This is a genomic window from Lentzea cavernae, from assembly GCF_014653695.1.
GTDB classification, from domain to species: domain Bacteria; phylum Actinomycetota; class Actinomycetes; order Mycobacteriales; family Pseudonocardiaceae; genus Lentzea; species Lentzea cavernae.
This window is the reverse complement of sequence record NZ_BNAR01000004.1, coordinates 83336-99140: the sequence shown is the minus strand read 5'-3', so window position 1 is coordinate 99140 and position 15805 is coordinate 83336. Positions and strand designations below refer to the sequence as shown.

Annotated in this window: 7 protein-coding genes; all 7 read left to right on the top strand. The window is 72.3% G+C overall.

The window, feature by feature from the left end; all coding sequences use genetic code 11:
• Window positions 1-17 precede the first annotated feature (17 nt).
• The 7 genes from IE307_RS14645 (at window position 18) to IE307_RS14615 (ending at window position 15797) form a co-directional block, all read left to right on the top strand.
• Entirely contained in the window at window positions 18-8768 is an 8751-nt protein-coding gene (locus IE307_RS14645) for a type I polyketide synthase (protein WP_191298488.1), read from the top strand.
• Between the two features lie 7 nt (window positions 8769-8775).
• Window positions 8776-11571: a type I polyketide synthase gene (locus IE307_RS14640; protein WP_191298487.1), complete on the top strand. Its 2796-nt coding sequence runs from the start codon at window positions 8776-8778 to the stop codon at window positions 11569-11571.
• 131 nt (window positions 11572-11702) lie between these two features.
• Window positions 11703-12554, top strand: a complete 852-nt coding sequence (locus IE307_RS14635) for a 3-hydroxyacyl-CoA dehydrogenase family protein (RefSeq protein WP_191298486.1) — start codon at window positions 11703-11705, stop codon at window positions 12552-12554.
• A gap of 42 nt (window positions 12555-12596) precedes the next feature.
• Window positions 12597-12848, top strand: a complete 252-nt coding sequence (locus IE307_RS14630; RefSeq protein ID WP_191298485.1) for an acyl carrier protein — start codon at window positions 12597-12599, stop codon at window positions 12846-12848.
• A gap of 11 nt (window positions 12849-12859) precedes the next feature.
• Window positions 12860-13999, top strand: coding sequence for an acyl-CoA dehydrogenase family protein (locus IE307_RS14625; protein WP_191298484.1), 1140 nt, complete (start codon window positions 12860-12862; stop codon window positions 13997-13999).
• Window positions 13996-15057: an HAD-IIIC family phosphatase gene (locus IE307_RS14620; protein ID WP_191298483.1), complete on the top strand. Its 1062-nt coding sequence runs from the start codon at window positions 13996-13998 to the stop codon at window positions 15055-15057. Before IE307_RS14625 ends, IE307_RS14620 begins: the two co-directional genes overlap by 4 nt.
• Window positions 15054-15797: a thioesterase II family protein gene (locus IE307_RS14615; protein WP_191298482.1), complete on the top strand. Its 744-nt coding sequence runs from the start codon at window positions 15054-15056 to the stop codon at window positions 15795-15797. The genes IE307_RS14620 and IE307_RS14615 overlap by 4 nt, the downstream gene beginning before the upstream one ends.
• Window positions 15798-15805 lie beyond the last annotated feature (8 nt).

Below are 15805 nucleotides of genomic sequence, written 5' to 3'. Positions count from 1 at the left end.
CATAGGAGCCAAGACCGATGCCCACCGAAGAGCAGTACGTCGACTACCTCAAGCGAATGGCGGCTGACCTGCGGGAGAGCCGTCGGCAGCTGCGGGAGTCCGAGGAACGCCAGGCCGAGCCGATCGCGATCGTCGCGATGAGCTGCCGCTACCCCGGCGAGATCCGTTCGCCGGGGCAGCTGTGGGACCTCGTCAGCACCGGGGGCGACGCCATCTCGCCGTTCCCCACCAACCGCGGCTGGGACCTCGAGAGCCTCTACGACCCGGACCCGGAGCGGCCGGGCACCACCTACGTCCGCGAGAGCGGGTTCTTGCACGACGCGGACCAGTTCGACGCCGAGCTGTTCGGCATCTCGCCCCGCGAGGCCGAGGCGACCGACCCGCAGCAGCGGCTGCTGCTCGAGACCGCCTGGGAGGCCGTCGAGAGCGCCGGCATCGACCCGGCGTCGCTCAAGGGCAGCACGACCGGCGTGTTCACCGGTGTCACGAACACCGAGTACGCCACCAGGCTCGACGCGGTGCCGGAGGAGTACGAGGGCTACCTCGCCACCGGAACCCTCGGCAGCGTGGTGTCCGGCCGGATCTCCTACGTGCTGGGCCTGCAGGGTCCGTCGGTGTCGATCGACACCGCCTGCTCGTCGTCGCTGGTGGCGCTGCACCTGGCCGCCCACTCGCTGCGGACGGGGGAGTCCACCCTCGCCCTGGCGGGCGGTGTGACGGTCATGGCGAGCCCCGGCCCGTTCGTCGACTTCTCCCGCCAGCGCGGCCTGGCCCGCAACGGCCGGTGCAAGCCGTTCGCCGACGGTGCCGACGGCACGAACTGGGCCGAGGGCGCCGGCGTCCTGGTGCTGGAGCGGTTGTCCGACGCGCGGCGCAACGGCCACCCGGTGCTGGCGGTGATCCGCGGCAGCGCGGTCAACTCCGACGGCGCGTCCAACGGTCTGACCGCCCCCAACGGCCCGTCGCAGCAAGGTGTCATCCGCCAGGCGCTGGCCAACGCGAGGCTGTCACCGTCCGATGTGGACGCCGTGGAGGCGCACGGCACCGGCACGAAGCTCGGTGACCCCATCGAGGCGCAGGCCCTGCTGGCGACCTACGGCCAGAACCGCACCGAGCCGCTGTGGATCGGGTCGGTCAAGTCCAACATCGGGCACACGCAGTGCGCCGCCGGTGTCGCCGGGGTCATCAAGATGGTCGAGGCGATGCGGCACGGCGTGCTCCCGGCGAGCCTGCACGTCGACCGCCCGTCCGGCCACATCGACTGGTCGGCCGGAACGGTCGCGCTGCTGTCCGAGCAACGGCCGTGGCCGGAGACCGACCGGCCGCGCCGCGCGGGCGTGTCCTCGTTCGGCATCAGCGGCACCAACGCCCACGTCATCCTGGAGCAGGCGCAGGAGGAACCGCTGCCGCCACGGGAGATCGTGGCCCCGGCCACGGTGCCCTACGTGCTGTCGGGAGCTTCGCCCGCCGCCGTTCGCGCGCAGGCCGCGGCGCTGCTGTCCGGTGTGGACGAGCCCGTGGACGTCGCGCTGTCGCTGGCCACCACCCGCGCGGCGATGGACCACCGCGCGGTCGTCGTCGGCGCGGGCCCCGACGAGCTGGCCGCCGGGCTGCGCGCGGTGGCCGACGGTGACGCCGGCGCGATCACCGGCTTCGCCACCACCGGGAAGCTGGCCGTGCTGTTCAGCGGCCAGGGCTCGCAGCGGATCGGCATGGGCCGCGAGCTGCACAGCGCGTTCCCGGCGTTCGCCACCGCGTTCGACGAGGTCTGCGAGTACCTGCCGGGTGTGCGCGACGTCGTGTTCGGCGACGACGCCGAGCGGCTGAACCGCACCGAGTTCGCCCAGCTCGCGCTGTTCGCGTTCGAAGTCGCGCTGTACCGCCTGGTCACCTCGTGGGGAGTGGTCCCCGATTACCTGGCCGGCCACTCGATCGGTGAACTGGCCGCCGCCCACGTCGCGGGGGTGCTCTCCCTCGCCGACGCCGCGCGGCTGGTGCTGGCCCGTGGCCGCCTGATGCAGGCGCTGCCCGCCGGTGGCGCGATGGTGGCCGTCGAGGCGACCGAGGACGAGGTCCGCCCGCACCTCGGTGACGACGTCTGCCTGGCCGCGGTCAACGGACCCCGTGCGGTGGTGCTGTCCGGCGCCGAGGAGGCCGTCCTCGCGGTGGCCGAGCGCTTCGCCGACCGCCGCACCACGCGGCTGAGGGTCTCGCACGCCTTCCACTCCAGCCTGATGGACCCGATGCTGGCCGAGTTCGCGGAGGTCGCCGGTGACCTCTCCTACGGCGAGCCCACGATTCCGGTCGTCTCCACGCTGACCGGTGCGCTCGCCGACCGGCTGACCGACCCGCGGTACTGGGTCGAGCACGCCCGTGAGGCGGTGCGCTTCGCCGACGCCGTCGAGACCCTGCACCAGCGCGGTGTGACCGCGTTCCTCGAGCTGGGACCGGACGCCCCGCTGACCGCGATGGGCCGTGCCTCGCTGCCGGACGGCGTGGTGTTCGCCGCCGCCCAGCGCAAGGACCGCGATCCGGCCCACACCCTGGTCTCCGCGCTCGCCGCGTTGCACGTCAACGGAGTCGACGTCGACTGGTCCGCCTACCTCGCCGGTACCGGCGCCCGTGTCGTCACCCTGCCGACCTACCCGTTCCAGCGCCGGCGTCACTGGCTGGAAGACGCCGGTGACGTCACGGTCGGTGCAGGTGAGGACGCCCGGTTCTGGTCCGTCGTGGCGGGCGGCGACGCCGAGGAACTGGCCGCCGAACTGGACCTGCCGAACGCGCAGGCCCCTCTCGACGACGTTCTCCCGGCGCTGGCGCGCTGGCGCAGCTCCCGCGCGAACGAGTCCGAAGTGGACGCTTTGGGATATCGCGTGCACTGGAAGCAGTTCACGCCGAAGCAGGCGGCCGCGTCCGGCCGCTGGCTGCTCGTGACCTCGGCACGGTCCGCAGACTGGACCGACGCCGCCGTGGCGGCACTGCGGGGAGCCGACGTCGAACGGGTGGTGCTCGACGCACCGGACCGCGTCTCCGTCGCCACCGCACTGGAAGGCGTCCCGGCGCTCGACGGCGTGCTCTCCCTGGTGGGGCTCGACGAGCACGAGACCGATGGCCTGTCCTTCGGCGCCGAGGCGACCCTGTCGCTGGTGCAGGAACTGGCGGCCCGCGAGATCACCGCTCCGCTGTGGACGCTGACGAGCCAGGCCGTGGCCACCGGCCCGCACGAGGCGCCCGCCTCCGCGGTCCAGGCCCAGCTCTGGGGCTTCGGCCGGGCAGCCGCGCTCGAACACCCGCGGTCGTGGGGCGGGCTGGTCGACGTTCCGGCCGAGCCGTCCGACCGGGTCAGCGCGCTTCTGGGTGCCGTGGTCGCGGGACCTCGCGGTGAGGACCAGGTCGCGATCCGTGCGGCGGGCGCGTTCGGTCGTCGACTGGCGCACGCCGAGAACGCTGAGACGCCGCGCTCCTGGAAGCCGCGGGGCACCGTCCTCGTGACCGGTGGCACCGGCGGTCTCGGTGGCGTGGTCGCCCGCTGGCTGGCCGAGACGGGCGCGGACCGCGTCGTCCTGGTCTCCCGGACCGGCGGGAACGCGCCGGGTGCGCAGTCCCTGCGGGAGGACCTGGGGGACAAGGTCTCCATCATCGCCTGCGACGTCGCCGACCGCGACGCCCTCAAGACCGTCGTCGACGACGTCCGTGACGACCTCCGTGCCGTGTTCCACCTCGCGGGCGTCCTCGAGATCGGGCACATCGAGACGATCGGCCGCGAGTCCTACACGGACGCGTTGCGCGCCAAGGTCTCCGGAACGCGCAACCTCGAAGAGCTCACCGACGGGCTCGACCTGGACGCCTTCGTGCTGTTCTCCTCGATCGCCGCGTCCGTCGGCAACCCCGCGCAGAGCGTGTACGGCGCCGCGAACGCCTACCTGGAGGCCGTCGCCCAGCAGCGCCGGTTCCGCGGCCTGCCCGCCACCTCCGTCGCCTGGGGGCGCTGGGGCCAGGTCGGCATGGGCGTCAGCGGGCAGGCCGACCAGCTGCTCAGCGACCTCGGAGTGCCCGCCATGGCACCGGATCTGGGTGTCCTCGCGCTGCGGCGCGCGCTCGGCCGCGAGGAGACCGCGCTGACCGTGGCGGCGTTCGAGTGGCCGAAGTTCGCGCCGCCGTTCGCCGCGCTGCGACCGAGCCCCCTGCTCGCCGACCTGCCCGAGGTCGTGGCGATCGCCGAGGCCGACGCACGACGTGCCGAGGAGGGCGCCGAGGTCACCACGGGGTGGCGGACGCGGCTCGCCGGCATGCCCCAGGCCGAACGCGAACGCGTGCTGCACCAGCTCGTGCTCACCCACACCTCCGCCGTGCTGGGCCATGAGGACGAGGTCAGCGCCCAGCAGCTGTTCACCAAGCTGGGCATCGACTCGCTCACCGCGGTCGAGCTGCGCGGCCGCCTCAACGCCGAGACCGGGCTCGCGCTGCCGCCCACCGTCGTCTTCGACCACCCGAGCCCGGCCGCCCTCGTCACGCACCTGCTCGCCGAGCTCGGCCCGCGGGAACAGCCGTCGATGACGACGGCCACCCCGCGCACGAACACCGCGCAGGGCCAGGAGATCGCCGTGGTCGGCATGTCCGCCCGCTTCGCGGGAGGCAGCGACACGGTCGACGAGTACTGGCAGAACCTGATGCAGGGCAAGGACCTCGTCAGCCTCGCGCCGGCGAACCGGTGGAACGCCGCCGACTTCCTGGACCCCGACCGCACCGCGCCGGGCAAGGCCTACACCCAGCACGGCGCGTTCGTCACCGACATCGCGGGCTGGGACGCCGCGTTCTTCGGTCTCTCGCCGCAGGAGGCGCGCCGCACCGACCCGAGCTTCCGGCTGCTCATGGAGCTGGTCTGGGAGGCGCTGGAGGACTCCTCGCTGACCGCGGAGGAGCTGCGCGGCAGCCGCACCGGCGTGTTCGCCGGGCTGATCGACACCATCCAGTACAGCATGCGCCAGCTGGAGGTCGACGGTGCCGAGGCCGGGGACGACCCGTACTTCGGTCTGGGCAGCTCGCTGTCCGCGGCGGCCGGCCGGATCGCGCACCAGCTCGACCTGCGCGGTCCCTGCCTGACCGTGGACACCGCGTGCTCCTCCGCGCTCAGCGCCATGCACCTGGCCGTGCAGAGCCTGCGCCGCGGCGAGTGCGACATCGCGATCGTCGGCGCCTCCTCCACGATGATCAACCCGGAGGTGTTCGTCCAGTCCTGCAAGATGAGCATGCTCGCCGCCGACGGCCGCACGAAGACCTTCGACGAGTCCGCCGACGGCTACGTGATCGGTGAGGGCGGCGGTGTGGTCGTGTTGCGCCGCACTCAGGACGTCGCGCCGGGGCAGCGCACCCGTGCGCTGATCCGCGGCACGGCGACCAACCAGGACGGCCGCAGCAACGGTCTCACCGCGCCCAACCGGGCCGCGCAGATCGCGGTCATCCGCGCCGCCCACGCCGACGCGGGCGTGCGGACCGACGAGATCGGCTACGTCGAGGCGCACGGCTCCGGCACACCGCTCGGCGACGCCATCGAGTTCACCGCCCTGCAGGAGGTCTTCGGCGAGCGCGGCGCACCGGAGCCGCTGTACGTGGGCGCGGTCAAGTCCAACGTCGGCCACACGCTGGCCGCCGCCGGGATGGCCGGTCTGGTGAAGACCGTGCTCGCGCTGGAACACGGCGAGATCCCGGCCAACCTGAACATGACCAACCCCAACTCGGTCGTCACCCTGGACGGTCCCGTCCGGCCCGTGCAGACCGCGAGGCCGTTCCCCGCCGACTCCGACGGGGTGCTGCGAGCGGGCGTCAGCTCGTTCGGCTGGTCGGGGTCGAACGTCCACTTCGTACTGGAGCAGGCGCCGCAGGGCCCGGTCTCGCGACCGGCACCGCCGTGGCAGCTGCTCACGGTGTCCGGGCACAACGAGTCCAGCCTGCGGGCGAACGCGGAGGCGCTGGCCGATCACCTGGAGGCGCACCCCGAGCTCGAACTGGCCGACGTCGCGCACACCACCCAGTCCGGGCGCAGCGCGCTGCCGGTGCGGTCCGCACTGCCGGTGCGCGACATCGCGGACGCCATCGCGTCCCTGCGGTCGGGCGTCACCGGGTCGGTGGTCGAGGACAAGCGCCGATTCGGACTCTTCCTCCCCGCGGAACTCGGTGCCCTCGGCGGTGCCGCAGAGGAGCTGTACCGCACCGAACCGGCGTTCACCGCCGCGATCGACGAGTGCGCCGGCCTGTTGAACGGGCGGGTGGACCTGCTGGGCGCGCTGCACGGCGAGTCGGATGCCGACGAGCGGGCCGTCGTGTTCGCCGTCGAGTACGGCCTGGCCAGGTTGCTCGGCGCGTGGGACCTGGTCCCCGCCGTCGTGCTGGGAGCAGGGGCCGGGGAGTGCGTCGCCGCGGTCGTCGGCGGAATGCTGTCGCCGGCCGACGGTCTGGCGCTGGCCCTGGACGGGACCACGCCCACCACGGTCGCGGAACCCGTGATCACCGTCGTGTCGCCGCGCACCGGCGCCGTGCTGACCGCCGCCGAGGTGGCGGACGCCGCCCACTGGGCGGGGGAGTCGGACCGGATCGCGGAGGGCCTGCAGGTCGTGGCCCGGCACGCGGACGTGCTCGTCGAGATCGGTCCCGGCGGATCGCCGGGCGGCCTGCCGCTCGAGCCGAACCGCCGCTCGTGGCTCGCCGCGCTCGGTGCGCTGTGGGAGCACGGCGTGCCGGTCGGCTGGGCGAGCGGTGCCGCCGCGGAACGCGTGTTCGTCCTGCTGCCCGTCTACCGCTTCCAGCGCACGCGCTACTGGCCGGAGGTCGCGGCGAACGCCACCACCGGTTCGTCGGCGTCCACGAGCACCGATGCGGCGAACGCAGGGATGCCGTCCTACGACGGCCTGAAAGCCCACGTGCCCACCTGGCGTCGGGACAACAGCCGTCCGGTGCCCGCCACCGCGGGACCGCTGGTGCTGTTCGCCGAACCGGGTGAGTTCGCCGACAGGTTCGCCACGCTGGCCCGGGAAGCCGGGCACGACGTGGTCCACGCGCACACCCCGCCGCAGGACCAGGAGGGCTATCGCGCCCTGCTGGCCGGCACGACCGGTGAGCCGCTGCGGATCGTGCACGCCCACGGTCTCACCGACACCGGCCAGGAGAGCGGTTTCTACAGCCTGATGCGGCTCGGCAAGGCCATCGGCACGGAGTGCGCCGGCAGGCGGGTCGAGCTGGTCAGCCTCGCCGCCAACGGGTTCGAGGTCCTCGACGGTGACGCGAAGGACCCGCACGCCGCGACCATCGCGGCGATCACGCCCGCCCTCGCCGCCGAGTACCCCCTGCTCCGGTCGCAGTACGCCGACCTCGGCACGGACGGCGACCACGCCCGCCAGGCGCTGCGCGAGGTCGACGGCCTGGCGGCGTCCACTTCGGACACCGTGGACGGCGTCGCCGTGGCCGCGTGGCGGCACGGCCGCCGCTGGGTCCGCGCCTACGAGGTGGTCGGGCTGCCGGAGGTCGACGACGCGGAGGCCTGGCGCCCCGGCGGTGTCTACCTCATCACCGGTGGTCTGGGCGAGCTCGGACTGGCGCTCGCGCGCCGGTTGGCCCCGCTCGGCACCAGGCTCGCGCTGGCCGGGCGCAAGGGACTGCCGCCGGAGGACACCTGGGACGCGTGGATCGCGGAGAAGGGCGTCAACGACAAGACCAGCGGCGTGCTCATGGCCGTGAAGGACCTGCGTGCACTGGGCGCCGAGGTGTTCGTCGCCCAGGCCGACGTCAGCGACCCCGCCCAGGTCACCTCGCTGGTGCAGGAGGTCCGCGCGCACTTCGGTGTGCTGCACGGTGTCGTGCACGCGGCGGGCGTCGCCGGTGGCGGCCTGCTGCAGACCAAGACCGAGGAGCAGGCGGCGGCGGTGCTCGCGCCGAAGGTGGCGGGCACGCTCGCCCTGGCCGACGCGCTGCGCGACGACCCGGTGGAACTGCTGGTGCTCTACTCGTCGGTCGCGAGCCTGACCGTCGGCGTCGGCGCGACCGACTACTCGGCGGCGAACGCGTTCCTCGACTCCTTCGCGGTCGTGGAGGCCAACACTGGCGGGGTCGCCAAGCGCGTCGTCTCGGTGGCGTGGGGACCGTGGCAGCTCGACCCCTGGACTTCCGCCGGGCTCGCCGGCTCTGCCGAGATGCAGGACAGCTCCAAGCGGTTCCGCGAGGAGTTCGGCATCCCGACCGAGGAGGGGACGGAACTGCTGTCCCGCATCGTGGCGTCTGGCGAGACCCAGGTGGCCGTGCTGTCGCTGGAACTCTCCGACGCGCTGGCCGCGCTGGCCCAGCTGGACTCGCTCGAAGCTCTGGTCGGCGGTGCGGCGGTCGACCTGAACGACGGCAAGCGCTACCCGCGTCCGGAGCTGCGGACCCCCTACGTGGCCCCGAGCACGCCCGCCGAGCACCAGGTGGCCGAGATCTGGCAGGCCTGCCTCGGACTGGAGCAGGTCGGCGTCGACGACAAGTTCTTCGACCTCGGCGGCACGTCCCTCGTCGGCCTGGTGGTGATCGGCCGCATCGGCAAGGAGCTCGGCGTCGAGCTGGCGCCGGCCACGTTGTTCGAGAAGCCGACCATCGCCGAGTTCGCGACCCTGCTCGCCCAGCCGGACTCGGCCGCGGGGCCGGACCTCGCGGACGTGGCCGAGGACGCCTCCGCCCGCGGTGAACGCCGCCGGGCGCGCGCCGGAGGCCTGCGCAGGCGCCAGACCGGAACCCGAAGGTGAGGAACGGATGACCACGCCAGAACGCGACACCAGCCACGACATCGCGATCGTGGGCATGGCCGGGAACTTCCCCGGCGCTCCGGACATCGGCGAGTTCTGGGCCGACCTGTGCGCGGGGCGGGACGGGATCACGAGGATGGGCCCGGCCGAGCTGCTGGCGGCCGGTGTGCCGCCGGAGCTGGTGGAGGACCCCGCTTTCGTCGCCGCGTCGGGGCTGCTGTCCGATGTGGACCGGTTCGACGCCGGCCTGTTCGGCTTCAGCAGGTCCGAGGCCGAGCTGACCGACCCGCAGCACCGCCTGTTCCTCGAGTGCTCGTGGCACGCGCTGGAGGACGCGGGCGTCGATCCCGGCCGCTTCGACGGCCTGGTCGGGGTGTTCGCCGGCGGTGCGCCGAGCACCTACCTGCTGTCGAACCTGCTGCAGAACGACGACGTCGTGCTGGCCAACGGCCCCGACCACCTCGTGCTGCAGAACGAGAAGGACCTCCTGCCGTCGCGGGTGTCGTACGCGCTCGACCTCACCGGACCGTCGGTGAGCGTCCAGAGCTGCAGCTCGACCGCGCTCGCCGCCGTCGCGGCAGGCTGTTCCAGCCTGCTCGCGGGCGAGTCGGACCTGGTCATCGCGGGAGCGGTCTCGGTGATCGTGCCTCAGTACCCCGGTTACCTGCACCACGAGGGCAGCGAGTTCTCCCCGGACGGCGTCAGCCGCGTGCTCGACGCCGAGGCGAACGGCAAGATCCCCGGTGACGGGGTCGGCGCCGTCGTGCTGCGCAGGCTCGAGGACGCGCAGGCCGACGGGGACCGGATCTACGCGGTCATCCGCGGCTGGGCCGCGCTGCACGAGGGCAGGAAGGGCCGCCAGGGCTTCGGCGTGCCCGGCGTGCCGGGGCAGACCGCCGTGATGGCCGAGGCGATGGCCGTGGCGGGAGTCGATCCCGCCGAGATCGACCACGTCGAGGTGACCGCGATGGGCACGCCCTTCGGTGACGCCGTCGAGATCATGGCTCTGCAGAAGGTCTTCGGCGTGGACGGCGTCGAGCGGGTCACGCTCGGCTCGACCGACGGCAACCTCGGCCACATCAACCAGGCGGGCGGGATCGCCCGGCTGATCAAGGCGGCTCTCGCGCTGCACCACGAGAAGCTGCCGCCCGCCGTGCACTTCTCCGCACCGAACCAGCGGCTGGCCGCCTCCGGCGACAAGCTCGCCGTGGTGACCGAGCTGACCGACTGGCCGCGCGGCGAACGCCCACGGCTGGCCGGCGTCAACGCGCACGGCTACGGCGGCGCGGACGTGCACGTCGTCATCGAGGAGGCACCGGCCGAGGACGTCGAACGGCCTACCGCGCGTCCGCACCAGCTGCTGGTCTGGTCGGCTCACACGGCCGAAGCCGCCGACGCCGCGACCACGAGGCTGGCGGCGGATGCCGAGCAGTGGGTGGATCCGGCGGACGCCGCCTACACGCTGCAGTGCGGCCGCAAGGCGTTCGGGCATCGGCGCACGGCCGTCGTCTCGTCGAGCGCCGACGCGGTGCGGGCGCTGTCCTCGGCGTCCCGCGTCCTCGCCGAATCCGGTGTGAGCACACGACGAGCGGGGTTCCTGCTGGCCGGTGTGGGGGAGCAGTACGACGGCATGGCCGGCGGGCTGTACGCCTCCGAACCGGTGTTCCGCGCGGCGATCGACGAGTGCGCCGCGTTGTTCCGCGAGCACCTCGGCTTCGATCCGGTCGCCCGCCTGGTCGGTGCCAGGACCGCGGGCGGGGGAGGGCTGGCAGCCCTGCTCGGTCGCGCGCCGGAAGCCGAGGCCGATGGTGGGCCCGCGGACACGGTCGTCGTCCAGCCCGGCGTCTTCGCGGTCGACTACGCGCTGGGCAGGCTCCTGACGGCGTGGGGCGTCCAGCCCGCGGTCCTGGCGGGGTACAGCGTCGGCGAGTTCGCCACGGCGGCGCTCGCGGGCAGTCTGACCCTCCAGGAGGCCACCGCCCTGGTGGCCACGAGGGCGAAGCTGATCTCGGCACTGCCCGCCGGGGCGATGGCCGCCGTGCCGCTGTCGGAGAGCGACCTGACCGGGCTGGTGGGCGACCTCGCGGCCTTCTCCGTCGACGTCGCCGCGGTCAACGGCCCGCGCATGATCGTCGTCTCGGGTCCCCCCGAGGGCGTCACCCAGCTCACCGAGAAGCTCGCCGCCGAGGGGGTGCCCGCCAGGCCGCTGCGGACCACCCACGCGTTCCACTCGCGTTCCCTGCGGCCGGCCGCGGCCGAGCTCACCGCCTGGGCCAGGCTGAACCTGAAGCCCCGTGCCCCCGAGACGCCGTACCTGTCCAACGTGACCGGGCTGCCGATCACCGAGAAGCAGCTGAAGGACCCCGGTTACTGGGCCGAGCACATGTGCCGCCCCGTGCAGTTCGCCACCATGATCGCCCACCTGGCCGCCGAGTGGCCCGGCACCGCGTTCGCCGAACTCGGTGCGGGACAGTCGCTCGGGTCGATGTTCCGGGGACACCCGGACTTCCCCCAGAGTTCCTGGGCGCACCTCGTGCCCACGCTTCCCGGTGAGGCGGACCCCAAGCAGGACACCGAGTCCGCGGCCGACGCGCTCGGCAGGCTCTGGCTGTCCGGTGTGGACGTCGACTGGCAGTCCTACCAGGACGGTCGCGGCGCCAGGAAGACGACCCTGCCCGGCTACGCCTTCCAGCGCGACCGTTACTGGGTCGAGCCCACCGCCGCGGGGTCGGCGACCGTGGTGCCGAGGGGCACCCGCGATGCCGCCGAACCGTCCGACGCCGATGCCGGCCGGGCGCGCTGACCCCACCCCCCATCCCGCACCGCCAGGCCGGGTCCCGTCGTCACGGCTGACCTGGCGTGGCCGGCGCGGGCGCACGCGGTGCGGTCCACCCGAATTCCTTCCCCCATGAGCAGCGCAGTCGAGGAGTAGCGATGACGAACGTCGGAGTTGTCGGAGCCGGAGTGATGGGCACCGGCGTCGCGCAGGACCTGGCCCACCACGGGCACCGCGTGGTCCTGGTGGACAACAACGCGGACGCACTGGACGAGGCGCTCGCCAAGATCGAGCTGGACTGCCGGATGAGCCGGATGCTCGGCGGCCCGGCGATCGACGCCGAGGCGGTGCTGGCGCAGATCACCGTCGGCACCTCGCTCGACCTGCTCGCCGAGACCGAGGTGGTGATCGAGAACATCACCGAGAACTGGGACCTCAAGAGCGCGCTGTACAAGCAGATGGACGTCGCCTGCAAGGCGGACACCGTGTTCGTGGCGAACACGTCGGCGATCCCGATCACCAAGATCGGTGCCCTGACCTCGCGCCCGGACAAGGTGATGGGCGTGCACTTCATGAACCCGGTGCCGATGAAGACCGCGTGCGAGTTCATCCCCGGCTACCACACCAGTGAGCAGACCAAGGACACCGTCCGCGCGTTGCTCGACTCGATCGGCAAGAAGGCGATCCCGGTCAACGACGCCTCCGGCTTCGTCTCCAACCGCGTGCTCATGCTGACGGTCAACGAGGCGGCCTTCCTCGTCCACGAGGGCGTCGCCGACGCGAAGACCGTCGACGAGGTGTTCCGCAGCTGCTTCGGCCACCCGATGGGACCGCTGGAGACGGCCGACCTCATCGGCGTCGACACGATCCTCTACAGCGTCGAGGTGCTCTACGAGCAGTTCAACGACAGCAAGTACCGCCCCTGCCCGCTGCTCAAGAAGATGACCGACGCCGGTCTGCACGGGCGCAAGAGCGGCAAGGGTTTCTACACCTACCAGAGCATGGGCTGATCTCGCCCCGCTTCCTGATTTCCAGCCGAGAAAGGTCCAGAGATGTCCAACGACGCCCGCACTGAGATCCGCACCTTCATCACGACCAAGTTCCCCGACGTGACGTTCTCCGACGAGGAGGACATCTTCGCGCTCGGCTTCGTGAACTCCCTGTTCGCGATGGAGCTGGTGATGTTCATCGAGAAGGCGTTCGGCACCCGCATCCCGAACGAGGAGCTGCACCTCGGCAACTTCCGGTCCGTCGCCCTGATGGCCGACCTGGTGGCGCGGCAGACCTCCGCCGCCGTGGGCTGAGCGGAGCGGTGATGAAAGCGGAAACGCGGAGCGGACCGGCCGGCCTCGTCGAGGTCCGGCGGTTCGTCGACCTGGAGATCGCACCGCACGCCAACGCCTTCGAGCGCGCGGAGCGGATCCCGTGGGAAGTTCTGTCCCGGGTGGCCGAACTGGGCCTGTGGGCGCCGTTCCTGCCCTCGGAGTTCGGCGGCGAGGCCATGGACATGGTCACGCTCGGCCGCGTGCACGAGGAGGTCGGCCGCGGCTGCTCCTCCCTGCGCAGCCTCCTGACCGTGCACTCGATGGTCAGCGCGTCGGTGCACCGCTGGGGAGACCAGGAGCAGCAGGAGAAGTGGCTGTGGGCGCTGGCCCGCGGTGAGAAGCTCGGCGCCTTCTGCCTGACCGAACCCGACCGCAGCGGCAGCGACGCCACCGCGGAGGGCACCACCGCGGTGCGGGACCAGGACGGCTGGGTCCTCAACGGCAGGAAGAAGTGGATCACCGGCGGACAGGTCGCGGACCTCCTCATGGTGTTCGCGTCGACCGGCAGCGGCATGTGCACCTTCCTGGTCGAGGCCGACCGGCCGGGTGTCCGCGTGACCCCGCTGCCGCACGTGTCGGGCACCACGGCGAGCATGCTGGCGGAGATCGAGTTCACCGGCGTGCGCCTGGAACCGTCCGCTCTGCTCGGCCCGCAGGGCTGGGCGGCGGGAACGGTCATGACCAACGCCCTGGGCCTGGGCCGCTACAGCGTGGCGTGCGGTGCGGTCGGCATCGTCCGGGCCGCGATCGACGCGTGCGCGCAGTACACGTCGGTCCGGTCCGCCGGCGGTGTTCCGCTGCGGGACCTGCCGCACGTGCGGCAGATGATGAGCGGCATGGTGACGGCCCGCGACGCGGGACGGCTGCTGTGCGAGAGGGCGGGCGCGCTCAACGACGCGGGCGACCCGGCGACGATCATGGCCACGTGGGTGGCGAAGTACCACGCCTCCAAGGCGGCCGTGCAGGCCGCGGGCGACGCGGTGCAGATCCACGGCGCCAACGGGTTCAGCCCCGACCACCCGGTCGCGAGGTTGTACCGGGACAGCAAGGTCACCGAGGTCATCGAGGGCAGCACCCAGGTGCAGGAGCTGACGATCGCGGCCGAGGCCTATCGAGAGGTGGCGCAGTGACGCAGACGGACATCGCCGCTCCGGCCAAGCCGAAGCGCGGCCGCATCAAGTGCGTGGTGTGGGACCTGGACAACACGTTGTGGGACGGCACCCTGCTGGAGGACGGCACGGTGCGCGTGCGTCCCGAGGTGGTGGAGGAGATCAAGCGGCTCGACCGCCTGGGGGTCCTGCACTCGGTGGCCAGCCGCAACGACCACGACGCCGCCATGGCGCGGCTGAAGGCGGAAGGCCTCGACGAGTACTTCCTGTACCCGCAGATCAACTGGAACCCCAAGTCCCAGTCGGTCGAGCGGATCGCCAAGGAGCTCAACATCGGGCTGGACGCCATCGCGTTCGTCGACGACCAGCCGTTCGAGCTGGAGGAGGTCGCGCACGCGCTTCCCGCCGTGAAGACCGTCGACACCGCGCTGATCGCCCAGGAGCTGGCCTCGGAGGAGTTCCAGCCGAGGTTCGTCACCGACGAGTCCCGCGTGCGCCGCGACCTCTACCGCGCGGCCGTGGTGCGCGACCAGGCCGAGGTCGACTACACGGGCACCAACGAGGCGTTCCTGTCCACTTTGGACATGGTGTTCACGATCAGCCGGGCCAAGCAGGAGGACCTGCAGCGCGCGGAGGAGCTGACCGTGCGCACCAACCAGCTGAACTCGACCGGCCGCACCTACTCCTACGACGAACTCGACGCGCTGCGCACCTCGCCCGACCACCTGCTGCTGGTCGCGTCGCTGACCGACAAGTACGGCGGCTACGGCAAGATCGGCCTCGCGCTCGTGGAACGCGGGCAGCCCGCGTGGCACCTCCGCATGATGCTGATGTCGTGCCGCGTGATGGCCCGCGGTGTCGGCACGGTGCTGCTCAACCACGTGATGCGGCTGGCGAAGGAGGACGGTGCCCGGCTGCGGGCGGACTTCGTCGAGACCGGGCGCAACCGGGTCATGTACGTGACCTACGCGTTCGCGGGCTTCAGCGAGCTCGTCCGCGACGACAACCGCCTGGTGCTGGAGTCGAGCCTCGAGCAGATCCAGCCGCCGCCCGCGTACCTGGAGGTGGTCGTCGAATGACCACGGCGAGCACGACACAGCACTGGTTGCCCTACGGCAGCACCGGAACCGGGACCCGGTTGTTCTGCTTCCCGCACGCGGGTGCCAGCGCGGCGGTGTACGCCGGCTGGCGTGGCACGGGTGGCGATGACCTGACGATCCTCCCGGTGCAGCTCCCCGGCCGCGCGGCTCGAGGGCGGGAGACCCCGCACCACGATCCCGACGCGCTCGCCGACGACGTGATCGGCGGGCTGGGCCCGGAGCTCACCGGCGACTACGCCCTGTTCGGGCACAGCGTCGGCGCCCTGGTCGCCTACCTGGTGGCCCGGCGGATCGTCGAGCGGGGAGGACCACCGCCCCGGCACCTGTTCGTGTCGGGGAGGCCGGCGCCCCAGCTGCCCAACACCCGCAGGGAACTGCGCGCGCTGCCCACCGACGACCTCGTCCAGGAGTTGCGTGCGCTCGGCGGCCTTCCGGACGTGCTGCTGAAGGAACGCTCGCTGCTGGAGATGTTCCTCCCGTTGCTGCGCGCGGACCTGACGGTCAACGAGACCTACCGGCACGTCCCCGGACCGCCGTTGCCGTTTCCCCTGACGGTGCTCGGCGGGATCGGCGACCCCCGCGCCGACGAGGCCGAACTGGCCGCGTGGCAGGAGCTGTCCGCGGATTCGGCGCTGTTCACCTACCCCGGCGGCCACTTCTACCTCGACACCCGAGTGCAGGAGGTCGTGGAGGTCGTCCGGACGAGGCTGTCCGGCTGAGTCGCAGC